Consider the following 25,783-nt stretch of genomic DNA (forward strand, 5'->3'; position numbering starts at 1 on the left):
CTTCAGATCCCCACGCAGCCGAAGGCGGCCCAGACCAGAGGGCTGCTGTGCTCTCTCAGGCCCACCCACTGACGGTCGCCGGACGTCATGGGGGCCCGGGGCTGGAAGTCCGCGAGGTCGGGAAACGCCCTGTGCTTCTCCTCATTGGTGCTGTCCCGCAGCCACGCCATGGCACGGGCGACGGCGGCCGGCAGACTCGCGCCCTCGCGCAGCCAGTATCGATAGGTCAGCGCCATCTGTGCGGCGGCCGGAGCGTCCTCCACGGGCCACTGGGCTGCGATCACCGCGCCGAATCCGGCCTGCATGAATCCCGCGGCGAGACCGACGACCTCCTCCGGGAGGCTTTCGTCGACATACCCGCTGTCGCAGGCGGACAGCACGGCGAGCCGTGCTGTGATGGACGGCATCGCGAGCATGTCGCGAACCGTCAGCCGCTCGCCGCTCGCGAGACTGAGCCCGCCGTCGAGCGGCCGGTCGAGGCCCGCGTGGGCATGGCAGGCGAAGTGACAGATGTCCGCGCTCCGCAAACCCTGTCGCACTTCCTGCCGCGTGGCGGCCAACCCGTGCAGTTCCCGAACCTGGGTCAGCGGGGGAAGCGCGGACCGCACGCGCTGGATCTCGGTCACTGCTCCGGGCAGCGGCGGCTCGGCGCAGGGCTCCGGGTCGCGGACCGCGAGCAGGCGGTTCACCTCGGACCGATGGGTGCGGGCCACGGCGACACCCAGTGTGCGGGCACTGGGCGCCATGGCGATGGGCAAGTCGTCGATGACGTGGCGGCGCCCCGTGGGTGTCTTGGGGTCGGTGCGGGCGGCGGCATGCAGCGGCAGCAGGCCGAGGAGACCGCCGGGTATCAGGACCGTGGGGGTCTGCTCTCCCACGGCCCCGACCACGGGAGCCATCACGGACGTCCACAGCCCGTCGCACAGCCGGTCCATGCTCTGCTCGGCTCGGTCCAGGTCGTCGCACTCGACCGCGCGGCGCAGTGCGGTCACCGCATTCTGCTCGAACTCCGGTGTCAGCGCGGGTAGTTGTACGGCTCGTATCCGCCCGTCGCCTGTGTCGCCGGCGGGCACGATCACGGCGATCCCGCCGCGGTCGGTCGATGCGAGATAGACCAAAGTGTTCCGGCACACCTCTGCCACCGCGGACAGGTCCTGTTCCGCGGGCGGGTACAGGAAAGAGGCGTAACCCGGCAGTCGCCGAATGTCGCGGACGACGTCGTCCCACACGCGCAGGCGCTCGCGGTACGTCTCCCGCCGGGCGTCGACCATCGGCAATCCCTGCTGTTCCGTCAGCAACGACCGTTCCAGCGCGGCCAGTTCGTCGGCCGCGTCGCGGAAGCGGGCCGACAGATTGCGGTACTCGCTCGACAGCAGCCGCAGCAGGTCGGGGTGTTCGCGCTGCATGACCTCGGTGAGCATCACGGCCCGGCCGGTCTCCAGGGCCGCAGCGGCCGCACCCGCCGCGCCCGTCGCGGCGAGGGCGAACGCGGTTCCTGCGGCCAGTCCTTCGGCCTGTCGCAGGGATACGGACTTGTCGTCACGGCCCAGTTGGAGCGCCGTGATGTCGTGCAGCAGGCCGAGCGCGGTCCGACCGGCCTCGGCAACCTCGTCCAGTGCCCCACGCCGCCAGGCCGACGCGAACCAGCCGCGTGCCGCCAGGAAGGTTGCCATGCGGTCCAGGGCACCGGACTCCCGGCAGATCCGTCGGCTCTCCTCGGTTGCCTCCCGTTGGTGCTCGGGCAGGCCGGTCAGTTCCGCGCGTACCAGCAGGATGTCCGCCAGGCAACCCGACGCGGCGGCACCCAGCGGCGAGTCGGCGGGGAATTCCTCGACCGAGCGTCGCGCCGTGTCCGCCGCGGTGTTCAGGGCGGATGGTTCGCCCGTGGACCGACCGTGGATGAGCCGACAGTAGGCGAGCCGCAGCAGCACTGCGCTTCTCGAACGGTAGTCGAGTCCGGGGTGGTCGAGAGCCTGTCGCAGCAGTTCCTCGGCCGCGATGACGTCCCCGGCATGGTGCTCAGGGTCCGCAACGTGGCGCTCCAACAGCAGCATGCCGCGGAGCGCGACGGCCGCGGCCTTGTACTGGGCGGGCGCGCTGTCGTCGACATGCTCCCGGAGCAGTTCCAGGGCCTGGGTGAGGTCGGTCGTCCCGCCCTGGGCGCTGCCTCGGCGGGCATGGTGCCGTGCTGTCAACGTGAGCGCCAGATTGATGACGAGCATTCCGAGTCGGACAGGGTCGTCGCCGCATCGACCGAGCGCATTACGCTGATCATGAATGGATTGGTCGACATCCGCCTGACGGGCGTCGGCCACATATTCGAACAAGGCGACGGTCGCGCTGATGTCCGAGCCGATCGCTTTTGTCGCGGCCACGCGGGATCCCGGCGTGATGAATTCGCCGGACGGTGCGTCGTCGGTATTCCGCAGTAACCCGTCAGCGGCCTTCCCGGGTCCGGCGGCCCGGGAGAGGTCGGCGGGATCGCCGCGGTCCGTATAACGCAGAACCAGCGCCTGGGCGAGATGTGTGGTGGCCCAGTCCGCCCGCTCGGAATCGCGTGATCCGTTCGCCCGCTTTACGAGGTCGTCCAGCAGGGCGATGGACCGGTCGAGCCCTTCCGGGTCGGGCCGCACGATCTGGTGCCGGGTCATGAGGACTACGGCGTGGTTGCCCAGGAGGGTGTCCATGAAGCCGGCAGGAGCGCTGGACGGTGCGGTGCGCACGGACCGTAGCACCCGCGTGGCACCTTCCAGTAGCGCCTCCGCCTCGTCCAGTGTCTCGGCCTTCGAGGTCAGGGTGAACAACTCGTACAACCCCTGGCCGAGTTGACCGGCGGCCACGGCCCAGTCCGGAGACCCGGGCCGCACGCGGGAAATGCTCGCGCGCCACAGGCCGACCGCGTCCTCCAGGTCCTCGTGGCCCCGTCGTGCCGCGAGCATCATTGCCAGATTCCCCTGTGCGGCTCCTTGTTCGCGATGGCCCGTCGGCAGCAGGCGCAGGACAGTGCGCAGATGTTCGATCGCCGCGTCGAGATCCCGCCGGTCACTCCGGCACCGATAGCGTGAGTAGAGGGATATCGCGAGATTCCCGAGCGCTGTGCAACGAGATTGCAGATCGTTGCCGACGATGCGCAAGGTGCGCAGGTCCGCGGTGACCGCCTGGTCGACTTCATGGCATGGTATGAAGTCATCACGCGGTTGCATTCCCCCGAGAACGCGCACGTCTTGCCCCCCGAATTCCTCCTGGCCCGAGCGCTCACCAGGCGAGATTTCACGGTACTGACCGTTCTGCGAATCGGGAATAGCAAGACAGAAAGTGACCACTATTTTACGGCGGCCTGCGCACCGGCCAACGGGAACGGGCGACGTCCGCGGACCACGCCGCGGACGTCAGGAACCTTCATGCGCTCGTCGTGGCCCGAACTCGACTGCCCACCTCCCCGGTCACCCCGAACCGCTCATGCACCCGCCGCAGCGGCCTGGGTGCCCACCATGCCCTCCTCCCCAGCAGCGCCATCGTCGCCGGCACCAGCAGCATCCGTACGACCGTCGCGTCGATCAGTACCGCCAGCGTCAGGCCCAGGCCTATCTGCAGGATCGGGGAAAAGCCGCCCGTCATGAAGGCGCCGAAGACCACTGCCAGGAGGAGGGCCGCGCAGGTGACGACTCGGCCGGAGCGGCGTAGGCCCTCCACCACTGCCTCCTGGTCGTTGCCGGTGCGGCCGCGGGCCTCTCGCATGCGGGCCAGGATGAACAGTTCGTAGTCCATGGCCAGCCCGAAGGCGATCGCGACGATCAGCGGGGGTGCCGTGAGGCTGAGTGCGCCAAGGCCCTCGGCGCCCAGGGCTCCGGCCAGGTGGCCGTCCTGGAAGACCCAGACCACCACGCCCAGCGCGGCGCCCAGGCTGAGGAGCGTCGTCAGGATCGTGCGCAGGGGGATCAGTACCGAGCCGGTGAAGGCGAAGAGGAGGGCGAAGATGCCGGCCAGTACGGTCAGCGCCGCCCAAGGTGCGCGGTCCGAGAGCATCGCGCGGAAGTCGACCAGGCGGGCGGCCGGGCCGGTCACCTGGATGGGCGCGGTGCCTCGGATCTCCCGTACCTGCTTGACCAGGTCGGTGGCCGCGGTGCCGTCCACCCTCCCTGACGGCTGGAGTTGTACGACCGTTGCGCCACCCGGCAGTTGGCGGGACCGGGCCGTGGGGGAGAGGGCGCGGATCCGGGCGGCCGTCGTCGGGTCGGTGCCCGGCTTGAGGACGACCGTGACGGGGGAGACGCCGGTGCCGGGCGGGAAGTGGGCGTCCACGGTGTCGTACAACTGCCTTGCCTCCGTGCTCGACGGGAGCTGGGTGGCGTCGCCGATCTCGATCTTCATGCCGGTGACCGGGAGGGCCAGGACGAGCAGGGCCGGGACGACGGTCGTCAGGACGGCGATCCGGCGGCGGGCCGAGAAGCGGGCCACGCGGGCGAAGAAGCGGCCCTCCTCGGCCTCCGGTTTCGTCTTCGCCGGGGCGATCCTTCCGCCGAACCTGGTGAGCAGGGCGGGGAGCAGGGTCACCGCCGCCAGCATGTCGATGACCACGACCGCCGCCACCGCCAGGCCCATGCTGCGCAGGAACACGCTCGGGAAGACCAGCAGGCCGGTCAGGCTGACGGCCACGGTCAGGCCGGAGAAGAGGACCGTGCGGCCGGCCGCGGCGACCGTACGGTGCACGGCCTCGACGACGTCGTCGGTGTGCCGGCGTTCCTCGCGGAAGCGCACCAGCATCAATAGGGCGTAGTCCACGGCGAGTCCGAGGCCCAGCATGGTGGTGACCTGGATCGCGTACACCGAGATGTCGGTGACCTCGCTGAACGCGAACAGCGCCAGGAACGCGCCCGCGATGCCGCTGACCGCGATCACGAGCGGCAGTGCGGCGGCGCGCAGTCCGCCGAACACCACCAGCAGCAGGGCGAGTACGACCGGCAACGAGATCAACTCCGCGTTCTTCACGTCCTGTTGGGCCCGTTCGCCCAGCTGCTTGCCCAGCAACGGGCCGCCGCTGACGTGGACTTCGGGTGCGTCGATCCGTTTGATGCGGTCGGCTGCCGCGTCCACGGCCCGTTCCTCGGCGGCGTCGTCGAGGCCGCCATCGAGGGTGACGGGGACGATCAGCGCCCGTCCGTCCCCGGCGGTCAGACCGCGCGTGGTGTACGGATCCGGTACGGCGGCCACCCCGGGGATCGCGCGTACGTCGGCCACGGCCCGCTCGACCTGGCCGCGCAGGCCGGGGTCGGTGACCGCGACGCCCTCGACGACGCCGGTGATCGACTCGCCCGTCGGGTCGGTGCGGTCGAGGTACTGGGCGGCGCGCTCCGACTCGGTGCCGGGGACCTCGGGCACGTTGTCGGACAGCCGCCCGAAGACGCCCGTGCCCAGCCCGAAACCGAGGAGCAGGAAGAGCAGCCAGAGGAGGATGACGGTCAGCGGGCGGCGGGTTGCCGTCCGGGCGAGGGTGGAGAGCACGGTGCCTCCCGGCAGGTCGTCGGATCCCAACGCCCTCAGGCTCGGCCGGGCGGGGGTGTTCCCGGATCGCCGGAGGGAGCGGTTTCGAGGCCTCGGTCCTACGGGGGAGGCGGGGGTGCGGCTCACTCTTGCGAGGGAGGCGGCGCACCGGGAATCGCGCGGCGGGCACGGGAGTTGACCATTCAGTCCGTGCGATCTTGAAGGAGCCCGTATGTCCGATCAGCCCGTCGTCCGTGAACTCCGTCTGGTCGTCACCGCCGAGGACTACGACGAGGCCCTGCGCTTCTACCGCGACGTCCTCGGCCTGCCCGAGCGCGCCGCCTTCTCGTCGCCCGACGGCCGGGTCACCATCCTGGAGGCGGGCCGGGCCACGCTGGAGCTGACCGATCCGAACCACGCCGACTTCATCGACCAGGTCGAGGTGGGGCAGCGCGTCGCCGGGCGCATCCGGGTCGCTTTCCAGGTCGACGACTCCACCACCGCGACGGCACGGCTCGCCGCCGCCGGAGCCGAGGTGCTCGCCGAGCCGACCCGCACCCCCTGGAACTCCCTGAACTCCAGGCTGGAGGCACCGGGCGCCCTCCAGCTGACCCTCTTCGAGGAACTGGACACCCCCTGACCGGACCCCCCTGACCGGACACCCTCTAGGGGGCTCCCGGCGTCACCAGGCCCGTCTCGTAGGCGCAGATCACCGCCTGTACGCGGTCCCGCAGGCCGAGCTTGCTCAGGACGTTGCTCACGTGTGTCTTGACCGTGTGCTCGCTGACGAACAGGGCCGCGGCGATCTCGGCGTTCGACAGCCCGCGGGCCAGCATCCGCAGGGTCTCCACCTCGCGGGCGGTCAGCGCGTCCAGCCGCTGCGGGGTGACGTCGGCGGCGGCCTCCTCCCGGCGGCGGCGCACGATGTCCGCGACCAGTCGCCGGGTGACCGTCGGCGCGAGCAGCGAGTCGCCGGCCGCGACCACGCGCACCGCGTGCACCAGGTCGTCCCGGCGCACGTCCTTGAGCAGGAAGCCGCTGGCGCCCGCGTACAGGGCCTCGTACACGTACTCGTCCAGGTCGAAGGTGGTCAGCATGACCACCTTGCAGCCGGACTGCGCGCACACCCGCCGGGCCGCCTCGAGGCCGTCCATCACCGGCATCCGGATGTCCAGGAGCAGCACGTCGGGCGTGTGTCGCTGCACCGCCGCCACCGCCTCGGCGCCGTCCCCGGCCTCGGCGACCACCTCGATGTCCCGCTGCGCCTCCAGGATCATGCTGAAGCCGCTGCGGACCAGTTCCTGGTCGTCGGCGACGACCACGCGGATGCTCATCCCGGTGCCGCCTGCCGATCGGAAGCCGCGGGCAGTCGTACGACGACCCGGAAGCCGCCGTCCGGTCCGGGACCGGCCTCCGCGCTGCCCCCGCAGGCGCCCGCGCGCTCCCGGATGCCGATCAGCCCCTGCCCGCCGCCGGGACCCACCGGACCCCGTCCGTCGTCGGTCACCGTCAGGGTCAACGCCTCCTCCGTCCAGGCCAGTTCGACCATCGCGCAGGAAGCGTACGCATGCTTCACGGTGTTCGTCAGCGCCTCCTGCACCACCCGGTAGGCGGCCACCTCGGCGTCCGGCGGCAGCGGGTATGGCTCGCCCGTGGACACCAACTCCACGCGCAGGTCCGCGGATTCGCCCACCCGGCGGACGAGCGCGGGCAGCGTCGCGACCCTCGGCTGCGGTGAAGTCCCGTTCCGCTGCTCCTCCTTGAGGACGCCGAGGATCCTCCGCAGCTGCGCCATCGCGTCCCGCCCGGCCGCCGCGATCGCGTCGAACGAGGCCTCCGCGCGGTCCGGATCCGAACGCACCACCACCGGACCGGCCTCCGCCTGCACCACCATCAGGCTCACCGCGTGCGCCAGTACGTCGTGCATGTCCCGGGCGATCCGGGCACGTTCCTGTGCGATGGCCCGCGCGGTGTCCGCGGCCCGCTCCCGCTCCAGCCGTTCGGCCCGGTCCTCCAACTGCGCGGTGTAGGCGCGCTGCACCCGCGCCACGCTCCCGAGGGCGTACGCGCAGGCGATGCTCAGCAGGTGGAAGGCGTACTCGAAGGGCTGGGCGTGCTCCTTGTGCTGCATGGTGACGCTGACCCCGATCGCCCAGCCCACCAGCATCACCCGCCGCTGCCAGGGCAGGGCGCGGGCGGCCATCGTGTAGAGGACGACCAGACCGCCGTACATCACGTCGGGCGGTGGCGCGTGGTAGACGGCCATCGCCGGCGTCGCCACCGACACCGCGCACGCCGTCGCGAAGGGCGCCCGGCGCCGCCACACCAGTGGTACCGCCGTCGCCGCGCCCAGCAGCCAGCCCTGCCAGGTCAGCCGGTCGTCCCCCTCGTCGGGGAAGATCCACTGCAACGACACGGCGAAGAGCACGAGCGCGGCGAGGGCGCTGTCGACGACGTACGGATTCGCCGTACGCAGCCGCGCGACGACCCGCGGGAACCAGGGCGGCGGGGACATGGGCGGCTCCTGAAGGGGACGGGCCGTTCCAGTATCACGAGGGTCGCGGGGCGGTGCCTCGCCGGTGAGAGGGATATGGGGCCGCCGATCGTGATCTTTTCTTTGCCGTGGAGGGGGAACCTCCGGCCCGGGGCGTGCCTCTGAGGAGATGCAACAGAGCGTTCACAGCGTGTGCATGGTCCTGGACCGACGGTACTGATCATCATCGGTCCAGCAGCCCGCACCCGCCGCCGTACCGGGGGACCCCGCATGCCCACTCGCCGCAGCCTTCTCGCCGGCGCCGCCGCGCTCACGGCTGTCTCGGCCTGCGACCCCGGTGACGAGGCCCGGCCCGCATCCGACGACCGGCGGGCCACGGCCCTGCCCGCCGCCCGCTCGTCGTCCGGACGGCTCAACTTCGTGGTGATCCTCGCCGACGACCTCGGCTACGGCGAACTCGGTTCCTACGGCCAGAAACTGATCCACACCCCGCGCCTGGACGCCCTCGCGGCCGAGGGCCTGCGCTTCACCGACGCCTACGCGCCCGCCCCGGTGTGCGCGCCCTCGCGCTGCTCGCTGCTGACCGGGCTGCACGGCGGGCACGCGACCGTGCGGAACAACCCCTGGGGGCCGGGCGGCCAAGGTGCCCTCACCGAAAGGGACTTCACCTTCGCCGAGGCGTTGCGGGCCCGCGGCTACCGCACCGGCCTGATCGGCAAATGGGGCTTCGGGCCCAACGCCCCCGGCCGGCCCGGCCACCCCAACCCGAGCCACCCCAACGCCCGTGGCTTCGAGGAGTTCTACGGCTACCTCACCCACCACCACGCCCACGACTACTTCCCCGACTACCTGTGGCACAACGGCACCCGTGAGGAGATCCCCGGGAACAAGGGCGGCGCCCAGCAGGTCTACGCCCCCGACCTCATCTCCGAACGCACGCTCGCCTTCATCCACACCCACCAGCGCGAGCCGTTCCTGCTCTACCTCGCCCCGACCGTGCCGCACGCCCCCAGCAAGGACCCGCACCTCGGCGCGTACGCGGACCGGCCCTGGACCGGCCCCAACAAGCGGCACGCCGCCCAGGTCAGCACCTTCGACACCCTCGTCGGCGAGGTCACCGACAAGCTCACCGCGCTGGGCCTCGCGGAGCACACCATCGTCCTGGTCACCAGCGACAACGGACCGCACGAGGAGGCCGGCACCGATCCCGAACTCTTCGACGGCAACGGTCCGTTGCGCGGTTTCAAGCGGAACCTGTACGAGGGTGGCATCCGCGTCCCCTTCATCGCCTGGTCCCCGCGGCACGTCCCGGCCGGCACCACGGACCGCCCCACCCCGCTCACCGACCTGCTGCCCACCCTCGCCGACCTCGCCGGCGCGCCCGTCCCGACGGACGTCGACGGCCTCTCCATCGCCCCGCTGCTGCGCGGCTCCCGGGACGCCGCCCGCCACGACAGCCTGTACTTCTACCGCAACCACAACGGTGTCACCGCCCGCCAGAACGCCGTCGACCACGGCCGGGGCGACCGCCTCGCCGAAGCGGTGCGGCGCGGAGACCTGAAGGCGATCCGGTTCGCGCCGGGGCAGGACCGCCGCGCCCCGGACGACCAGTGGGACGTGGAGCTGTACGACCTCGCCAAGGACCCCGGCGAGGAACAGGACCTCGCGGCCGGCCAGCCCGCCCGGGCGGACGAGCTGGTGAGTCTCATGCGCGCGTCGTGGGCGCCGGTGTATCCCCGTAAGCCCTTCGGTCTCGACCTCGAAGTCACGGGCACCGGAACCGAGTTCACGGTCACCGCGACTCTCGCCAACGGCTCCGCCAGACCCTGGGACGCGCCCCGCCTCACCCTCGCCACGCCCAGCGGCTGGCTGATCCGCGCACTCGACCCGCTCGCCACGGTCCGCCTGCCGGTGGGTGATCGCGTCACCGTCCGCTGGCAGGTGACCCACCCCGGGGTCGCGGTGGCCACGACACTCGTCTGCCGGGCCACGGCCCAACTCGCGGACGACGAGGTGACGTTCACGGCCACCGCTGGCATCGGCTGACGCTCACGGCCCGGCCCCGCCGCAGTCGGCTGACCTTCACGGCCACCGCCGCAACCGGCTGACGTTCATGGCCGCCGCCGCAGCCGGGGGGAGAGAGAGGCCTGCTGACCGTCCCGTCACCTACTCCGGCCGCCACCCCAGCGCCCGCGATATCCCGAGTGCCGCAAGCCGTACCGCCGGCACCAGCACCGGTACCTGGGCGTCGGCCTGCGGTACCACCACCGAGACCGCGGCGGCCACGGTGCCGCCCGGGCCGCGGACCGGGGCCGCCACCGACAGCGCGTCGTCCGTGACCTGGCGGCTGCTCACCGCGACCCCCGTGCGCCGCACGTCGGCCAGGATCCGGCGCAGCCGCCCGGGGTCGGTGACGGTGTACGGCGTGAAGGACGCCAGCGGTCCCGCGCAGTACTCCTCCTGCGACTCGGCGGCACTGTGCGCCAGCAGCGCCAGCCCCACCCCCGTCGCATGCAGCGGCCAGCGCGCCCCGACCCGGATGTGCACGCCCACCGCCGAACGCCCCGAGATCCACTCGATGTAGACGACCTCGCCCCCGTCCCGCACCGCCAGCTGCACGTTCTCGTGGGTCGCCTCGTACAGGTCCTCCAGATACGGCAGCGCGATCTGGCGGAGGGCCAGCCCGCGCGGCGCGAGCGCGGCCACCTCCCACAGCCGCAGGCCCACGTGGTAGACGCCCGACCCGTCCCGCTCCAGCGCACCCCACTCGGTCAGCGCGGCGACCAGCCGGTGCGCGGTGGTGAGGGTCAGCCCGGCCCGCCGGCTGATGTCCGTCAGGGACAGCGCCGGATGCTCGTGGTCGAACGCGGCCAGCACGGCCAGCAGCCGGTCGGGAGCGGACAGGGTGGTCATGGCGGTGTCAGCCCAGCCCGTCCTCCGCGAGCCGCAGCAGCAGCGTGTGCAGCGTCTGCCGCTCGGTCGCGTCCAGCGGGCCCAGCAGGTCGTTCGTCACCCGCAGGCCCGCCTCGTCGGTGTCCCGAAGGAAGGCGCGGCCGTCCCCGGTCAGTACGACGATGCGGCTGCGCCGGTCGTCGGGGGAGGGGCGCCGCTCGGCGAAGCCCAGCTTCTCCAGGTCGTCGACCAGGCCGACGATCGCGCTGGGGTCGTAACCCAGCCGGGCGCTCAGCTCGCGCTGGAGGGCGCCCTCGGAGCCGGACAGGAAGCGCAGCACCGCGTAGTGGCGCAGCCGCAGCCCCGACTCCTGGAGGAACGTGTTGAACAGCTGCCCCGAGCGCAGCCCCAGCCGGTACAGCAGATAGCCGGTGTCCGCGTGCAGCCCGCGCATCCACGGTTCGCCCGCGTCGATGGCGTTCGGAGTGACGTGCTGGCGTGTGATGGCGGGCTCCCGGTGCTCTCGATTCGTCGTGGGTGATTCCAGCATGTCGCACCTTCGGGTCGCCAACAACTATTGACGTCAACAATTATTGCTCTTAGCTTCGATCTCGAAGCCGCAGCACGCTTCCCGAAGCCGCACCACCCGCATCAGCTCGTGAAGGGACCCACCCGTGCCCAGCATCGATCTCACCGGCAAGGTCGCCGTCGTCACCGGCAGCGGCCGGGGCCTCGGCCTCGCCTACGCGCACGCCCTGGCCGCCCACGGCGCGTCCGTGGTCGTCAACGACGTGGACGAGGCCGTGGCCGAGGCGGCCGTGAAGTCCATCACCGAGGCGGGCGGCAAGGCCGTCGCCGAGGTCGTCCCGGTCGGCACCACCGAGGCCGCCGAGCGGCTGGTGAACCGGGCGGTGGAGGAGTTCGGGCGGCTCGACATCCTGGTCACCAACGCCGGCATCCTGCGTGACAAGGTGCTGTGGAAGATGACCGACGAGGACTTCGACGCGGTGATCACCACCCACCTCAAGGGCACCTTCACCTGCGCCCGCGCCGCCGCCGTGCGGATGCGCGAGCAGGGCGAGGGCGGCACCCTGATCCTGGTCGGCTCCCCGGCCGGGCAGCGCGGCAACTTCGGGCAGACGAACTACGCCGCCGCCAAGGCCGGCATCGCCGCCTTCGCCCGTACCTGGTCGATGGAGCTGGGCCGCGCGAACATCACCGTCAACGCGATCGTGCCGGTCGCCGCGACCGCGATGACCGAGACCATCCCCGCCTTCGCGCCGTACGTCGAGGCGCTGAAGAACGGGCAGGCCTTCCCGGACTTCCTGCGCAAGGGCGAGGGCTTCGGCACTCCCGAGGACTGTGCCGCCCTGGTCCCCTTCCTCGCCTCCGAGGCCGCCCGGGGCATCACCGGCCAGGCCATCGGCATCGGCGGCGACAAGGTGGCACTCTGGTCGCACCCGCAGGAGATCAAGACGGCGTACGCCGACGGCGGCTGGACCCCCGACACCCTGGCCGACGCCTTCCCCACCTCGGTCGGCGCGGAGCTCCAGTCGGTCGGTATCCCGGCGCCGAAGTTCCCGGAGGCCTGATGGACATCAACGAGCTGGTCGCCATCGACGTACACACCCATGCGGAGGTCTCCTCCAAGGGTCACTCCTCCCTCGACGACGACCTGCACGACGCCTCCTCCGCCTACTTCAAGGTGGAGGGCAAGCGGAAGCCGACCCTGGAGGAGACGGCCGCCTACTACCGCGAGCGGAAGATGGCCGCCGTGATCTTCACGGTGGACGCCGAGTCCGCGACCGGCACCGCGCCCGTCCCGAACGAGGAGGTCGCCGAGGCGGCTGCCGCCAACTCCGACGTCCTGATCCCCTTCGCCTCCATCGACCCCTTCCGCGGGAAGGCCGGCGTCAGGCAGGCCCGCCGTCTGGTCGAGGAGTACGGTGTCAAGGGCTTCAAGTTCCACCCGAGCATCCAGGGCTTCTTCCCCAACGACCGCTCGGTGGCGTACGACCTCTACGAGGTGATCGAGGAGACGGGCACCATCGCCCTCTTCCACACCGGCCAGACGGGAATCGGCGCCGGCGTCCCGGGCGGCGGCGGGATCAGGCTGAAGTACTCCAACCCGCTGCACGTGGACGACGTGTCCGCCGACTTCCCGCACCTGAAGATCATCCTGGCGCACCCGTCCTTCCCCTGGCAGGACGAGGCCCTCGCGGTTGCCACGCACAAGCCGGGCGTGCACATCGACCTGTCCGGCTGGTCGCCGAAGTACTTCCCGCCGCAGCTCGTGCAGTACGCGAACACCCTGCTCAAGGACAAGGTCCTCTTCGGCTCCGACTTCCCCGTCCTGACCCCCGACCGCTGGCTCAAGGACTTCGAGCAGCTGCCGATCAAGGACGAGGTCAAGCCGAGGATCCTCAAGGAGAACGCCGCCCGCCTGCTCGGGCTGACGAAGCCATAAGGGGCCGTAGATGCGCAATGAGGGACTGGGTTCGTGGCCCGCACGCCGGGCCCGCAAGACCCCGCACCGCACCGCCCTGATCCACGGCGGCACCTCGCTCACGTACGCGCAGCTGTACGACCGCACCACCCGCCTCGCCCACGCCCTGCGCGCCCGGGGCGTGCGGCGCGGCGACCGCATCGCCTACCTCGGCCCCAACCACCCCTCCTACCTGGAGACGTTGTTCGCGGCGGGCACGCTCGGGGCGGTCTTCGTACCGCTCAACACCCGCCTCGCCGGCCCGGAGATCGCCTTCCAGCTCTCCGACTCGGGCGCGAAGGCACTCGTCTACGGCCCCTCGCACGCGGGGCTGGTCGCCGGGCTGCCGGGCGACACCGACGTACGGGTGTACGTCGAAGTGGGCGCCGAATACGAGGAGTCGCTGACCTCGGCCGCCACCGAGCGGATCGACGAGCCGGTCGGCGCCGACGACACCTGCATCATCATGTACACCTCGGGCACGACCGGGCGTCCCAAGGGCGCCATGCTCACCCACGGCAACCTGACCTGGAACGCGCTCAACGTCCTCGTCGACTCCGACCTGATCGCCGACGAACGCGCCCTGGTCTCCGCCCCGTTGTTCCACACGGCCGGCCTGAACATGCTGACGCTGCCGGTGCTGCTGAAGGGCGGCACCTGCGTCCTGGTCGAGGCCTTCGACCCGAACGCCACCTTCGACCTCGTCGAACAGCACCGGATCACCTTCATGTTCGGGGTGCCGACGATGTTCGAGCAGGTGGCGAGGCACCCGCGCTGGGCGGACGCGGACCTGTCCTCGCTGCGGATCCTGTTCTGCGGCGGCTCCCCGGTGCCGACCTCGCTGATCACCGCGTTCGGGCAGCGGGGGCTCACCTTCCTCCAGGGGTACGGCATGACGGAGGCGTCCCCCGGCACCCTGCTCCTCGACGCCGAGCACTCCGTCAGCAAGGCGGGTTCGGCGGGCGTCCCGCACTTCTTCAGCGACGTCCGGGTGGTACGGCCGGACCTGGCGCCCGTCGACACCGACGAGACCGGCGAGGTGGTGATCCGCGGCCCGCACGTGATGCCCGGCTACTGGGGACTGCCCGAGGAGACGGCCGCCTCCTTCACCGACGGCTGGTTCCGCAGCGGGGACGCGGCCCGGATCGACGAGGACGGCTACGTCTTCATCGTCGACCGCATCAAGGACATGATCATCTCCGGCGGGGAGAACATCTACCCCGCCGAGATCGAGGACCTGCTCCTCGCCCACCCGGACATCGTCGAGTGCGCGGTCATCGGCGTGCCGGACGACAAGTGGGGCGAGGTGCCGCGCGCCGTCGTCGTGCCGCGCGAGGGCGCCTCGCTCGACCCCGACGAGGTGCTGGCCTCGCTGTCCGGCCGGCTCGCCAAGTACAAGATCCCCAAATCGGTGGTGATCGCGGACGAACTCCCGCGCACCGCCTCCGGAAAGCTCGTCAAGTCCCGGGTGCGCAAGCGCTACGGCAACAGTTAAGGAACCCCATGAGCATCACCGTGAACGGCCTCGACGAACTGAAGAAGCTCGCGGGCAGCGACCTCGGCACCAGCGAGTGGATCGAGGTCACCCAGGAGCGCATCAACACGTTCGCCGACGCCACGGGCGACCACCAGTGGATCCACGTGGACCCCGAGAAGGCGGCGGCGGGCCCGTTCGGCGCCCCCATCGCCCACGGCTACCTCACCCTCTCGCTCTTCATCCCCCTCTTCACCGAGCTGCTGGACGTCCAGGGCGTGGCGACGAAGGTCAACTACGGCCTGAACAAGGTGCGTTTCCCCGCACCGGTGAAGGTCGGCTCGCGCATCCGGCTGGTCGGGAAGCTGGCGGACGTCGAGGAGGTGCCGGGCGGGGTGCAGATCACCGTGGACGGCACGATAGAGATCGACGGCGGCGGGAAGCCCGCCGCCGTCCTCCAGAGCCTGTCGCGGTTCTACGCCTGACTACTTCTCTCGGTACGAGTAGACCGTCGTCGTCACCGCGCACTCCCCGGGCGGAATGACCTCCGCCCGCAGGGTGCGGCTCCTGACGTCGTAGTCGACGCCCTCCGTCTCGAAGGTGCCGTCCGTGCAGGTGCTGCGCTGCGGCAGGGCGAACAGGACCTTCACCCGGCCCGTGACGGGCTTCCCGTCGAGCCGGTGCGGCAGATCCACCTGGAGCAGCGGCCGGATCTCCGGGAACAGCGTCTGCGTGGCGTCGTCCGACGCGCACACCAGCCGCGTCGGCGTCACGAAGTCGCAGCCCTGGATGTCGCGCACCGGCTTGTCCAGGGTGATCTGCCCGGCCTCCGGCAGCGCCCCGCCCTCGGCCGGCGTGGACCGGTTGAGCCGGGGAGTCGGGAAGACCTGGAGCCGGGTCTCCTCGTCCCACTCGCCCGACACCAGCCACTGCCCGTCGGGCGAGACGGCCGCGAAGGAGTTGTTGAGCTTCTCGCCCGCGTCGAGCCGATGGACGTACTCGTAGCGCTGCCCGGCCGGCGTGGTGACCGCGAACATCTTCGACGTGGCCGTGTCCGAGCCCTGGTAGGCGTCGAACACATAGCCGCGCGCGATGTCCGGGTCACCCACGTGCGTCCAGCCCTCGGCCCGGACCTCGGCCGGGATGGAGCCACCGCCCCGGTAGAGCAGCGAGCCGTCCGCCCGGCTGGCGAGCCCCTGCCCGCCGTAGAGCGAGTCGGTGTACGCCGTGCCCGTCTCCGCCCACCGCGGGCACCCGGCGGCGGACGCGGTGCCGACCCCGAGCACGAGCGCGCCCAACAGGGCCGCCGCGGCCGTGATCTGACGCTTTATCAAGACCCCGCCACATCCACGAAGATCGGGTTGGAGTAGAACCAGGTGTCGGCCCACGGGTCGCCGTCGCCGGGCGTGTGCGGGATCGGCCCGTTCGGGTCGATCGAGGCGCCGAGGTAGCCCGCCCCGTGCCGCTTGCCGTCGCTCCCGCGCAGCCGGACGTAGAAGGACTCGTCCCCGGCGGTCAGCGGGATGCGCAGGGTGTACGTCCCCTTCCGCCCGGACACGTCCTTCGTCTGGACGACCTTGGTGTCGGGCGCCTTCCAGGTGTCCCGGTCGCTCACCGCGCCGCGCACGGCACCCCGGATGACGTCGACGTGCGCCAACTCGGGCAGGATTCCCTGGGGGTTGGCCCGCGAGGCGGTCGTGACGGTGACGTACAGCGTGATCCGCTCGCCCTTGCGGACCCGCAGCCGCCCGCCGAGGGTCACGCCCCGGCCCGCGTCGCAGTCCCGCTTCAGCCGCACGTCGAGTCCGTCGAGCAGGTGGCCGTGGTCGAGCCAGACGCGGCCGGCGCGCATGCCCGCCATCACGGCGCGGTAGCCGTAGCGGGTCACGCCGACGTGGGTGCGGCTGAACTCGCCCGGCCAGAAGTCGCTGCCGGGCTGGGTGGTGGTGGTGTTCACCGGGTCGGGCAGCTTGCCGGTGTTGTCGAAGTTCTGCCCGGCCGCCCAGTCGCCGTTCTTCCAGGTGTCGAAGACCGTGCGATGGTTGTCGGAGTTGGTGGTGATCGAGAAGAGCCTGCCCTCGGCCAGCATCGAGTCCCACAGACCGCCGACGGTCGCGGTCGCCCAGTCGAAGCCGCCGTACGTGACGTACGCGCCGGCCGGGAAGCCCGCCCAGGACTGGGCCGACTGGCTGTTCTGGTACTCGCCGCGGATGGCGGTGGAGCTGCCCCAGCCCGGGATCGCCGCGCCCTGGGCGCCCGGTGCGCCCTCCATGCCGATCATGATCTCGGGGGCCGCGTCCCGCCAGTTGCGCATCTCGTGCGGGGAGTCGATGCCGAGGCGCAGGGGGTGGTTCGCCAGGACGAGGACGTCGTCGACGTAGCCCGAACGGCGCTGCTCGGCGAGCCACTTGATGGCCTTGACGGCGTGCGCCTCGTTGCGGGCGGTGTCGGTCGCGCCAGCCGAGCCCTCGGTGTAGTTGAGGAGCTTGCCGTCGTAGGCGAGCTCGAACTGCGTGAGCAGGTCGGTCTCGTTGGGGCCGGGGGCCGCGAAGATCGTGCAGTGCTCGGCGGCCGGGATGTACCACTCCAGGCCCTGGAAGATCAGCTGACGCGGGTTCTCGGCGCGGGCCTTGAGGATCTCGGCGTGCTCCATCTTCGCGCCGTAGTAGGCGTGTCCGAAGTTGGAGTGCTCGTTGAACACCATCCAGTCCAGGCCGTACTTGGCGGCGGCCTGCGCCTGCTGGGAGAACGTGTACTTGGCGTCGTGGCTGTAGACGGAGTGCACATGGTGGTCGCCGACCAGGTAGGCCAGGCGCGGGTCGTCGCCGCCGAAGCCCTGGCGGTCGGCGGAGGAGGCGGCGAGAGCGGGCGTGGCCGCCGAGCCGAGGGCGAACGCGGCGCCGAACAGACCGGCGCGGCGCATGAGTTGGCGACGCGAGACGCCCTGGGCGTCGAGGTCGGCGGGGGAGACGGACGGGTCGGCCCAGGTGGGCAGCTGCTGCTCGGTCATGATCTTTTAAAGGTCCTCTTCGAGGGCGTCAGTGGGTCATGAAGGAGGTGACGGGCAGCGCCCGCGAGACGATCCGCACGTCACCGAGGCGGCCGTGCAGGATCTGGTCGATCTTGTCGGCGTAGGTGTAGCCGCCGAGCAGCCAGGGTTCCCCGACCGAGGCGATCCCGACGGTGGACGCCTTCGGGTTGCGGATCACCGGGCAGCCCTGGACGTACATCGTGGTGTGCCTGCCGTCGTTGACCACGGCGAGGTGCCACCAGGTCTCCAGCGGAGTCTCCTGGCCCCAGTTGGTGGCGATGCCCTCCTGGTTGAGCGGGCGCATGGCCCACTGGGGCTCGCGGTCGTTGGACAGCGACAGCGTGGCGAGCGGCTCGTCGGGGTCGTCGCCGGTCTTGCCCGCGGCGCCGCCCGTGCCCCGCCGACTGACCAGTCCCGCCCAGGCGTTGTGGTCCGGGTCCCAGTCGGCGGGCATCCGGTAGAACACCTCGATGGTGTAACCGTCCTTGAACACCGCCGAGTTGAGCGGCGCCTTGTCGACGGTCTGCAGACAGGCGCCCTTCAGCGGCGACTTGTAGCCGCTGAACTCCAGGCTGCCGTGGCCGGGTTGGTCCGGGTGGTGGTCCGCCGACCAGCCGAGGGTGCCGCCGCCCACCGGGACGACCGTGAGGTCGTTGCCGTTGCCGGACAGGTCACGGACCGTGCCGGAGACGGCCGAGTCGAACCGCCAGTACGCGGCCGTGCCCCGGACCAGCAGCTGCGAGGCGGGGCGCGCGGCCCGCGCCGGTACCGGGTCGAAGCCGGCGAAGCGGTCCGCGAAGTCGATGTCGACGGAGAAGCGGTCGGCGTCGCCGCTGAGCTCGATCTCCTGCCGCTCCAGCTCGTTCAGGCCCTTCTTCGCCCGGCCGAGGATCCACGGCGAGACCGTCTCGACGTCGATGACGTTCCGGTCCAGGTCGAAGCGGTAGAGGCGGATCATCGCAGCGCCGCCGAAGTAGCGGTTCTGGTAGTTCGTGAGGTGCAGATGCACGTCGTTGCCGGCCGCGTTCTTGCGGGTCGCCCGGCCGGCGGGCCAGTAGTGGCCGTTGAGGGTGAGGAAGATCTGGTCGTGGTCCTCGACCAGCTGGTCCCACAGCTGCTGGCCGTAGGACGACAACTGGTCCTCCTCGACGACGAGTTCGTGCGTGGTCAGGATGACCGGCGTCTTCGGGTGCTGCGCGAGGACGTCCTTGGCCCAGGCGTACCCCTTGTCCGACAGCCGCCAGTCCAGCGCGAGCACCAGCCACTCGCGGCCGGCCGCCTGGAACAGGTGGTAGGTGTTGTAGCCGTCGGCGGACGCGCCGCCGAAGGTCTTCTGACCCTTGAACCGCTGCGGCCCGAACGCGTCCAGGTACGGCGTCGAGCCGCGCTGGTCGGTCGTGGACGACTTCACGTCGTGGTTGCCGGCGAGCACGCTGTAGCCCACGCCCTTGCGGTCAAGGAGCTCGAACGCCTCGCTGATCGCGGCGAATTCGGCGGTGGCGCCGTTCTGGGTGAGGTCGCCCAGGTGGGACAGGAAGACGATGTTCTCGTCCTTGCCGTGCTCCAACAGATAGCGCAGCGAGGCCTCGATCGGCGCCGCGTTGATGCTCGGCCCGTCGAAGAGGTACTGGGTGTCGGGCATCACCGCGAGCGTGAAGGTACGGCTCGTGGAGTCCGGCCGCCAGCCGCCGCTCGCCGGCGCCGCCTCGGCCACGGCCGGCAGGGCGACCCCGGCCGTGGCCGCGGCGCCGAGCAGCGCCGTGGCCCGGAGGAAACTGCGTCTTCCGGCACCGGCCTGCGCGGCCTCGCCCTGGTTGTGGTCATGCGAAGTACACACGTGTGCTCTCCGTGAGAGGTGCGTAAGCGGGGAAAGGCGCGGGGGGTTGCGGGGGGTTACAGAACGCGCAGGGTCCAGCTCCAGTGGTGGACGCCCGCCGCGATGCGGTACTCGGGGAAGGTGTCGGGGCCGCAGGACGCCGTGCCCAGGCCCCGGTGCGCCGCGTCCAGGTGCACCACGCACCCGGCACGCGGCACAAGCTCGTCGTGATGCGTCACGGCCGTCAGATCCGCGGCGCGGTGCCGGGTGACGGAGACCTGACGCGGTGCGTCCAGCTCGACCGCGAGACCGGTGGCGTCCGGCGCCGACAGCGTGAACCGCCGTACACCGTGCCGCCCGCCGCTCTCCTGCGGACGCAGATAAGGGGTGAACAACTCGTCGACCGGGAGGGAGTGATGGCCCACCGGCGCACCCGCGCCGCGGTCGGGGTACGACTCCCAGGGCCCCTGCCCGAACCAGTCCAGCAGGTCCAGGCCCGGCACCGTCTCGAACACGGACCCGACCCGGGCCACGTCGTCGAACTCGGCCGGCAGCTCGGCCTCCTCGTCGATCCGCACCCCGCCCTCGACGGGCGTGAGCACCTGCCGGTGCCGCACCACCCCGGTCGTGCCGGCGTACTCGGCGACCACGGTCACCCGGCCGCCGTCCTCCCGTACCGACACCACCTTGCGGACCAGCGAGTCCAGCCCCCAGGTCCGCCAGCGCAGCGCCATGCCGCCCAGCTCGTCGTTGTCGGTGGGCGCCCGCCACAGGGACAGCGTCGGGGCGACCGTCAGCAACGGGTGGATCAGCAGACCCTCGCCGTCGACCTCCACGGGCCGGTCCACGACGGTGTCCGCGCGCTCGGCGGGCCCGCGCAGCCGGATCTGCGGCACGCACACCTCGGTGCCGGCCGGCGCCCACGGCTGCTCCTCCGCCACGGTCACCCGCAGCGTCAGCCAGACCTCGCCACCGTCTCGCGGCACCTCGAAGGGCAGCGGCACCGCGGCCGTCTCGCCGGGCCGCAGATCCGGCAGCGCGGCGGGCGCGGTCAGTGTCCGTCCGTCGGCCAGCGCCAGCTCCCAGGTGCCGGACAGCCAGTCCAGGCCCCGGAAGTGCTGGTGGTTGCCGAGGACGATGCCCTCGTGCTTGAAGGCCTCGATGCGCACCGGCGCCGCGATCTCCCGGTGCTCGTACAGGGAGGGCTTGGGGGTGCGGTCCGGGAAGACCACGCCGTCGGCGATGAAGGCGCCGTCGTGGATGGTCTCGCCGAAGTCGCCGCCGTACGCCCAACGATGTCCGGGCGCGGCGACACCGTTGTCATACAGTCCGGCGCCCGCGCGCCCGACCGGTCTGCCGTCGCTCACGCGTTGCAGAATTCCGTGGTCCCAGAACTCCCAGATGAACCCGCCCTGAAGACCTGGCGTGGACTCGATGGCGGCCCAATGGTCCGCCAGCGTGCCGTTGCTGTTGCCCATGGCGTGCGAGTACTCGCACTGGATGAGCGGCTTGGTCTGCCGCCCGGACAGCGCGTGCGCGACGCAGTCCTCCAGCGGGGCGTACATCGGGCAGGCGATGTCGGAGGCGTCGTCCGTCGCCGCCCAGTCGAGCTTGGCGGCTCCCTCGTACTGGAGCGGCCGCGTCGGATCGTGCCGCCGCACCCAGCCGGCCGCCGCGTCGTGGTTGGCGCCGTAGTCGGACTCGTTGCCCAGCGACCAGATGATGATCGACGGGTGGTTCTTGTCCCGCAGGACCATCCGCGAGACCCGGTCCACGAAGGCGTTCAGATAGCGCGGGTCGTCGGCGATCTCGTGCGCGTGGTCGTGCGACTCGATGTCCGCCTCGTCGACCACGTAGAAGCCGAGCTCGTCCGCGAGGTCGTACAGCGTCGGGTCGTTCGGGTAGTGGGAGGTGCGGATCGCGTTGAAGCCGAATCGCTTCAGCAGCACCAGGTCCGCGCGCATGTCCTCGTACGACACCGCCCGCCCGGTCAGCGGATGGAAGTCGTGCCGGTTCACGCCCCGGATGTACACGCGCTCGCCGTTGACCAGCAGGTCCCGGCCGACGATCTCGACGTCGCGGAAACCGACGCGGTGGTACGAGGTGTCGGCGACCGTTCCGTCGGAGTGGTGCAGCCGTACGGTGAGGTCGTAGAGCTCGGGCGTCTCGGCGTTCCAGGTGCGCACCTCGGGCACGGTGGCGTGCAGCCGGGCCTCGCCGAGGAAGTCGGAGACCCGGTCGTCCTCGATGTTGACCCGGTCGAACTCCCGGTCCTGGGTGAGGAGTCGGTCCTCCAGCTCACCGCTGACGTACCACCCGGCGGGCAGCGCCCCGCGGGTGTCCCGCACCTGGCAGTCGATCCGCAGCTCGCCGTTCTGCCGGGCCCGCACGGTCACGTCGGCGAGGTGCAGCGGCTCGGTCGCGTACAGCAGCACGGACCGGGTGATCCCGCCGTGCCACCACTGGTCCTGGTCCTCGATGTGCGAGGCGTCCGACCACTTGACGACGGTGAGCCGCAGGACCGACCGCTCACCGGGCCGCACGAGGTCCGTCAGGTCGAACTCGGCGGCCAGATGGGAGTCCTTGGAGAGGCCGGCGGGCTTCCCGTCCACGTGCACGAGCAGCACGCTCTCGGCGGCCCCGACCTGGAGCACGATCCGGCGTCCGGCCCAGTCGGTGGGCACGTCCACCTCACGCTCGTACACCCCTGTCGGGTTGGCGTCGGGCGAGCCGGGCGGGAAGTCCGGGAAGGGCATCCGGACGTTGGTGTACTGCGGCAGGTCGTCCGTGCCCTGCATGGTCCAGACGCCGGGGACGTACGACGACCCCCAGTCACCGCCGACCGGCGCGTCCGGCGCGGACAGCAGCTGGAAGCGCCAGTCGCCGTCCAGGGGGAGTGCGCCGGGGCGCCGGTCGACGGCGTTCATGGGCAGACGCCCCCAGGAGGTCACCTCGGGTGACTCCCAGGGGCGCAGGGCGAGCAGGGGATCGCTCGTCATCCGCGAACCGCTCCCTTCGCGAGGTCGCCGATGATCTGCTTGGCGCCGATCGCGAAGACGATCAGCAGGGGGATGAGGGCGAGCAGTGCTCCGGTCATCACGATTCCGTAGTCGGTGGTGCCATGGGTGCCGTTGAGCTGGGACAGGGCGACCTGGAGGGTCACGTTGTTCGGGTTGGTCAGGGAGATCAGGGGCCAGGCGAAGTCGTTCCACTGGCCCATGAAGGTGAAGATGCCGAGGAAGGCGAGGCCGGGGCGGACCACGGGCAGCGCCACGTGCCAGTACTGGCGCAGGAAGTTCGCGCCGTCCAGCTTGGAGGCGTCGAGCAGTTCGTCGTGGATGGCGGACTTCATGTACTGGCGCATCCAGAAGATGCCGAAGGCGTTGGCCGCGGCCGGCACGATCAGCGCGGTCATCGAGCCGATCCAGCCGATCTTCGCCATGACCACGAACTGCGGGATGACCGACAGCTGCGCCGGCACCATGAAGATGACCATGAGCAGCCCGAACAGCACGTTCTTGCCGGGGAACTCGAACTTGGCGAACACGAACGCCGCGAGCGAGTCGAAGAGCAGGACCAGGAAGGTCACCGACACCGCGACGATCAGCGAGTTCCACATCGACCCGAAGAAGTCGATGGCGTCGAACAGGTTGCGGACGTTCTCCAGGAAGTGCGTGCCCGGCAGCAGCTTGGGCGGGTAGGAGAAGATCTCCGACGAGCTGTGCGTCGACATGATCACGGCCCAGTAGAACGGGAAGGCCGAGATCAGGGTGCCGATGATCAGCGGGAGGTGCAGCGCGATCCCTCTGCGGCGGGATCCCTTGATGGAAGACATGATGCGCTCCTCCTACTCGCCCCGGCGCTGCACGAGGCGCCAGTTGATGATCGAGAAGAGCACGACGACCAGGAAGATGCCCCAGGCCACCGCGGCTCCGTACCCGAAGTCGTTGTTGTCGAAGGTCTGCTGGAAGAAGTAGAGGACCATGGTCTGGCCCGAGTGGCCCGGACCGCCCGCGAACGTCGAGTCGTTGGACGAGGTCTGGAGCAGCACCTGTGGTTCGGAGAAGCTCTGCAGACCGGTGACCGTCGAGACGACGAGCACGAACAGCAGCGTGGGCCGCAGCAGGGGCAGCGTGATCCGGAAGAAGGTCTGGACCGGGCCGGCACCGTCCATCCGGGCCGCCTCGTACAGTTCGCCCGGGATGGTCTGGAGACCGGCGAGGAAGATGATCGCGTTGTAGCCGGTCCACTGCCAGGTCATCAGGGCGGCGATGGTGACCTTGATGCCCCAGGGCGTGTTCAGCCAGGCCACCTGGTCGATCCCGAACCCATGCAGGACGGCGTTCACCACACCGTTGTTGGTGGAGAAGATCGAACCGAAGACGATCGCGATCGCGACGACCGAGGTGACGTTCGGCAGGAAGTACGCGACCCGGTACAGGCCCTTGAAGCGGACCGCCGAGTTGAGCATCACGGCCGTGACCATCGCCAGGAAGATCATGGGGAAGGTGGCCAGCGCCCAGATGATGATCGTGTTGCCGATCGAGTTCCAGAAGTCGCTGTCGCTCAGCAGGTACTGGTACTGCGAGAGCCCGGCCCACTCCATCGAGCCGAGGCCGTCCCAGCGGTGGAAGGACAGGTAGAGCGAGAAGCCGACGGGGAAGAGGCCGAAGGCGAGGAAGAGGAGGTAGAAGGGGGAGATCGCGGCGTACAGGTGCCAGTACTTCCGGAAGCCCGTGACGGGCTTCGTCGGCGAGGGCTTCGCCACCGCGCGCGGGGTCTGCTCGAGGACGGCCATCAGTAGCTCACCCCCAGGTGCTTCGCGATGCGACGGCACTTGCTCATGGCGTCACTCCAGGCCTTCTTGGGGTCCTTGCCGAGGACACCGACGTTCTTGATCTCGTCCTTGATGGGCTGCCCGAGGGCGATGTCGTACGGGCTGTTGTAGGCGACCACGATCTTCTGCGCGGCGGGCCCGAAGACGTCGGTGGTGACCTGTCCGCCGAAGAAGGGGTCGGCCTCCTGGAGTTGCTTGAGGCCGTACGAGGCGGGCGTGGACGGGAAGAGTCCCGCGTCGACGTAACCCTGGGCCTGGTTGGCCGCGTTGAGCATCCAGGTGATGATCTGGAAGGCCTGCTCGGGCTCCCGGCACTCCTTGGTGATCGACAGGAACGAGCCGCCGTTGTTGGCCGGCCGCACCGGCATGTCCGCGATCCGCCACTTGCCCTTGGTCTTCGGCACACCGTTCTTCAGGTCGAACGTCGCCCAGGAAGCGCCCAGTTGGCTCGGCAGCTTGCCGTCCTGCACGGCCGACAGCTGGTCCGGGGTGCCGGTCACCAGGTCCGAGATGATCCCGCGCCGCTTGGCCTCCACCGCCAACGCCCAGGCGTCCCGGACATGTTGCTGGTCACCGATGAAGTTGCGGTCCTTGTCGACGAACCGCTTGCTGCCCTGGTTGACGACGTTGTCGAAGACGGAGTTGACGTCGGTGAGCAGCCTGGCCCCCGGCACCCGCTTCCCCAACTGCTCGCCCGCCGCGAAGAAGTTCTCCCAGGTGTCGAGCTCCTTCGACACGTCCGCGGGCTCGTACGGCAGCCCCGCCTTGCGGAACACCTCGTACTGGTAGAAGTGCGCGACCGGCCCGCAGTCGATCGGGAAGCCGACCATCGTGCCGTCGTCGGCGAGCCCCTGGTCCCACTTCCAGGGCAGGTACTGGTCCTTGTACTTGTCCGCGCCCAGCGTCCGCAGATCGATGAACTGGTCCGCGTTCGGCAGGTAGGCGGCCATGTCCTCGCCCTTGAGCCCCGCGATGTCGGGGATGTGGGCCCGGCCGGTGATGGTGGTGATGAGCTTGGAGCGGTACTGGCCGCCGATCTGGATGGCCTCCAGGTCGACCGAACTGTCGTAGCGGGCCTTGGCGTTCTTCACGACGGTGTCGCTCAGACCGCCGCTCCAGTACCACAGGACCATGTTCCGGCCGGTCGAGCCGGACGGAACGGCACAGCCGGTCGCCAGGCCGCCGAGTGCCGCGGCGGCTGTACCGCCCAGGCCCGCGCGGAGCAGGCCTCTTCGTGAGAGCCGCACAGCTCCCACCGCCTTTCGGATCTTTT

Annotated in this window: 19 protein-coding genes; 6 read left to right on the plus strand and 13 right to left on the minus strand. The window is 70.5% G+C overall.

What is annotated here, in order from left to right; genetic code table 11:
- Positions 1-2 precede the first annotated feature (2 nt).
- Both ACQEWB_RS41465 and ACQEWB_RS41470 read right to left on the minus strand, forming a co-directional pair.
- Entirely contained in the window at positions 3-3,323 is a 3,321-nt protein-coding gene (locus ACQEWB_RS41465) for a CHAT domain-containing protein (protein WP_432840622.1), read from the minus strand.
- Between the two features lie 76 nt (positions 3,324-3,399).
- Positions 3,400-5,502, minus strand: coding sequence for an MMPL family transporter (locus ACQEWB_RS41470; protein ID WP_432844273.1), 2,103 nt, complete (start codon positions 5,500-5,502; stop codon positions 3,400-3,402).
- Between the two features lie 211 nt (positions 5,503-5,713).
- Between ACQEWB_RS41470 and ACQEWB_RS41475 the strand changes: the two genes are divergently transcribed.
- Positions 5,714-6,121: a VOC family protein gene (locus tag ACQEWB_RS41475; RefSeq protein WP_432840624.1), complete on the plus strand. Its 408-nt coding sequence runs from the start codon at positions 5,714-5,716 to the stop codon at positions 6,119-6,121.
- Positions 6,122-6,146: 25 nt separating this feature from the next.
- Here the strand turns inward: ACQEWB_RS41475 and ACQEWB_RS41480 are convergent, their stop codons facing one another.
- Positions 6,147-6,815, minus strand: a complete 669-nt coding sequence (locus ACQEWB_RS41480; RefSeq protein WP_432840626.1) for a response regulator — start codon at positions 6,813-6,815, stop codon at positions 6,147-6,149.
- Positions 6,812-7,996 (minus strand): sensor histidine kinase, encoded by a 1,185-nt coding sequence (locus tag ACQEWB_RS41485; RefSeq protein ID WP_432840628.1) that lies wholly within the window; start codon positions 7,994-7,996, stop codon positions 6,812-6,814. The genes ACQEWB_RS41480 and ACQEWB_RS41485 overlap by 4 nt, the downstream gene beginning before the upstream one ends.
- Positions 7,997-8,245: 249 nt before the next feature.
- Between ACQEWB_RS41485 and ACQEWB_RS41490 the strand changes: the two genes are divergently transcribed.
- Positions 8,246-10,021, plus strand: a complete 1,776-nt coding sequence (locus ACQEWB_RS41490) for a sulfatase-like hydrolase/transferase (protein ID WP_432840630.1) — start codon at positions 8,246-8,248, stop codon at positions 10,019-10,021.
- Between the two features lie 120 nt (positions 10,022-10,141).
- Here the strand turns inward: ACQEWB_RS41490 and ACQEWB_RS41495 are convergent, their stop codons facing one another.
- Entirely contained in the window at positions 10,142-10,888 is a 747-nt protein-coding gene (locus ACQEWB_RS41495; protein WP_432840632.1) for an IclR family transcriptional regulator, read from the minus strand.
- A gap of 7 nt (positions 10,889-10,895) precedes the next feature.
- Positions 10,896-11,321 (minus strand): MarR family winged helix-turn-helix transcriptional regulator, encoded by a 426-nt coding sequence (locus ACQEWB_RS41500; protein WP_432844275.1) that lies wholly within the window; start codon positions 11,319-11,321, stop codon positions 10,896-10,898.
- 220 nt (positions 11,322-11,541) lie between these two features.
- Between ACQEWB_RS41500 and ACQEWB_RS41505 the strand changes: the two genes are divergently transcribed.
- The 4 genes from ACQEWB_RS41505 to ACQEWB_RS41520 are packed head-to-tail and all read left to right on the plus strand — an operon-like array spanning position 11,542 to position 15,311.
- Positions 11,542-12,459, plus strand: coding sequence for an SDR family NAD(P)-dependent oxidoreductase (locus tag ACQEWB_RS41505; RefSeq protein ID WP_432840634.1), 918 nt, complete (start codon positions 11,542-11,544; stop codon positions 12,457-12,459).
- Entirely contained in the window at positions 12,459-13,334 is an 876-nt protein-coding gene (locus ACQEWB_RS41510; RefSeq protein ID WP_432840636.1) for an amidohydrolase family protein, read from the plus strand. The genes ACQEWB_RS41505 and ACQEWB_RS41510 overlap by 1 nt, the downstream gene beginning before the upstream one ends.
- 10 nt (positions 13,335-13,344) lie before the next feature.
- Complete coding sequence (menE, locus tag ACQEWB_RS41515) at positions 13,345-14,847, plus strand: o-succinylbenzoate--CoA ligase (protein WP_432840638.1); 1,503 nt, start codon at positions 13,345-13,347, stop codon at positions 14,845-14,847.
- Positions 14,848-14,855: 8 nt separating this feature from the next.
- Positions 14,856-15,311, plus strand: coding sequence for a MaoC family dehydratase (locus ACQEWB_RS41520; RefSeq protein WP_432840640.1), 456 nt, complete (start codon positions 14,856-14,858; stop codon positions 15,309-15,311).
- Here the strand turns inward: ACQEWB_RS41520 and ACQEWB_RS41525 are convergent, their stop codons facing one another.
- The 7 genes from ACQEWB_RS41525 to ACQEWB_RS41555 are packed head-to-tail and all read right to left on the minus strand — an operon-like array spanning position 15,312 to position 25,757.
- Complete coding sequence (locus ACQEWB_RS41525) at positions 15,312-16,157, minus strand: hypothetical protein (protein WP_432844277.1); 846 nt, start codon at positions 16,155-16,157, stop codon at positions 15,312-15,314.
- Positions 16,157-17,836 (minus strand): PHP domain-containing protein, encoded by a 1,680-nt coding sequence (locus tag ACQEWB_RS41530; RefSeq protein WP_432840642.1) that lies wholly within the window; start codon positions 17,834-17,836, stop codon positions 16,157-16,159. Before ACQEWB_RS41530 ends, ACQEWB_RS41525 begins: the two co-directional genes overlap by 1 nt.
- 28 nt (positions 17,837-17,864) lie before the next feature.
- A complete protein-coding gene (locus ACQEWB_RS41535; RefSeq protein ID WP_432840644.1) occupies positions 17,865-19,694 on the minus strand; it encodes a LamG-like jellyroll fold domain-containing protein in 1,830 nt (609 codons plus the stop codon).
- 56 nt (positions 19,695-19,750) lie between these two features.
- Entirely contained in the window at positions 19,751-22,672 is a 2,922-nt protein-coding gene (locus ACQEWB_RS41540) for a glycoside hydrolase family 2 TIM barrel-domain containing protein (protein ID WP_432840646.1), read from the minus strand.
- On the minus strand, positions 22,669-23,508 hold the full coding sequence (locus ACQEWB_RS41545) for a carbohydrate ABC transporter permease (protein WP_432840648.1): 840 nt from the start codon (positions 23,506-23,508) through the stop codon (positions 22,669-22,671). The genes ACQEWB_RS41540 and ACQEWB_RS41545 overlap by 4 nt, the downstream gene beginning before the upstream one ends.
- Before the next feature lie 12 nt (positions 23,509-23,520).
- Positions 23,521-24,471 (minus strand): carbohydrate ABC transporter permease, encoded by a 951-nt coding sequence (locus ACQEWB_RS41550; RefSeq protein WP_432840650.1) that lies wholly within the window; start codon positions 24,469-24,471, stop codon positions 23,521-23,523.
- Positions 24,471-25,757: an extracellular solute-binding protein gene (locus ACQEWB_RS41555; protein ID WP_432840652.1), complete on the minus strand. Its 1,287-nt coding sequence runs from the start codon at positions 25,755-25,757 to the stop codon at positions 24,471-24,473. Before ACQEWB_RS41555 ends, ACQEWB_RS41550 begins: the two co-directional genes overlap by 1 nt.
- Between the last annotated feature and the right edge of the window lie 26 nt (positions 25,758-25,783).

Origin of the sequence: Streptomyces sp. CA-249302 (genome assembly GCF_050936785.1) — a bacterium.
GTDB lineage: Bacteria > Actinomycetota > Actinomycetes > Streptomycetales > Streptomycetaceae > Streptomyces.

Bases quoted from the DNA above. Each gene is read 5' to 3' on its own strand.
- ACQEWB_RS41475 (WP_432840624.1), top strand. From the start codon at position 5,714: ATGTCCGATCAGCCCGTCGTCCGTGAACTCCGTCTGGTCGTCACCGCC.
- ACQEWB_RS41480 (WP_432840626.1), bottom strand. From the start codon at position 6,815: ATGAGCATCCGCGTGGTCGTCGCCGACGACCAGGAACTGGTCCGCAGC.
- ACQEWB_RS41485 (WP_432840628.1), bottom strand. From the start codon at position 7,996: ATGTCCCCGCCGCCCTGGTTCCCGCGGGTCGTCGCGCGGCTGCGTACG.
- ACQEWB_RS41490 (WP_432840630.1), top strand. From the start codon at position 8,246: ATGCCCACTCGCCGCAGCCTTCTCGCCGGCGCCGCCGCGCTCACGGCT.
- ACQEWB_RS41495 (WP_432840632.1), bottom strand. From the start codon at position 10,888: ATGACCACCCTGTCCGCTCCCGACCGGCTGCTGGCCGTGCTGGCCGCG.
- ACQEWB_RS41500 (WP_432844275.1), bottom strand. From the start codon at position 11,321: ATGCGCGGGCTGCACGCGGACACCGGCTATCTGCTGTACCGGCTGGGG.
- ACQEWB_RS41510 (WP_432840636.1), top strand. From the start codon at position 12,459: ATGGACATCAACGAGCTGGTCGCCATCGACGTACACACCCATGCGGAG.
- menE (WP_432840638.1), top strand. From the start codon at position 13,345: ATGCGCAATGAGGGACTGGGTTCGTGGCCCGCACGCCGGGCCCGCAAG.
- ACQEWB_RS41520 (WP_432840640.1), top strand. From the start codon at position 14,856: ATGAGCATCACCGTGAACGGCCTCGACGAACTGAAGAAGCTCGCGGGC.
- ACQEWB_RS41530 (WP_432840642.1), bottom strand. From the start codon at position 17,836: ATGACCGAGCAGCAGCTGCCCACCTGGGCCGACCCGTCCGTCTCCCCC.
- ACQEWB_RS41540 (WP_432840646.1), bottom strand. From the start codon at position 22,672: ATGACGAGCGATCCCCTGCTCGCCCTGCGCCCCTGGGAGTCACCCGAG.
- ACQEWB_RS41545 (WP_432840648.1), bottom strand. From the start codon at position 23,508: ATGTCTTCCATCAAGGGATCCCGCCGCAGAGGGATCGCGCTGCACCTC.
- ACQEWB_RS41550 (WP_432840650.1), bottom strand. From the start codon at position 24,471: ATGGCCGTCCTCGAGCAGACCCCGCGCGCGGTGGCGAAGCCCTCGCCG.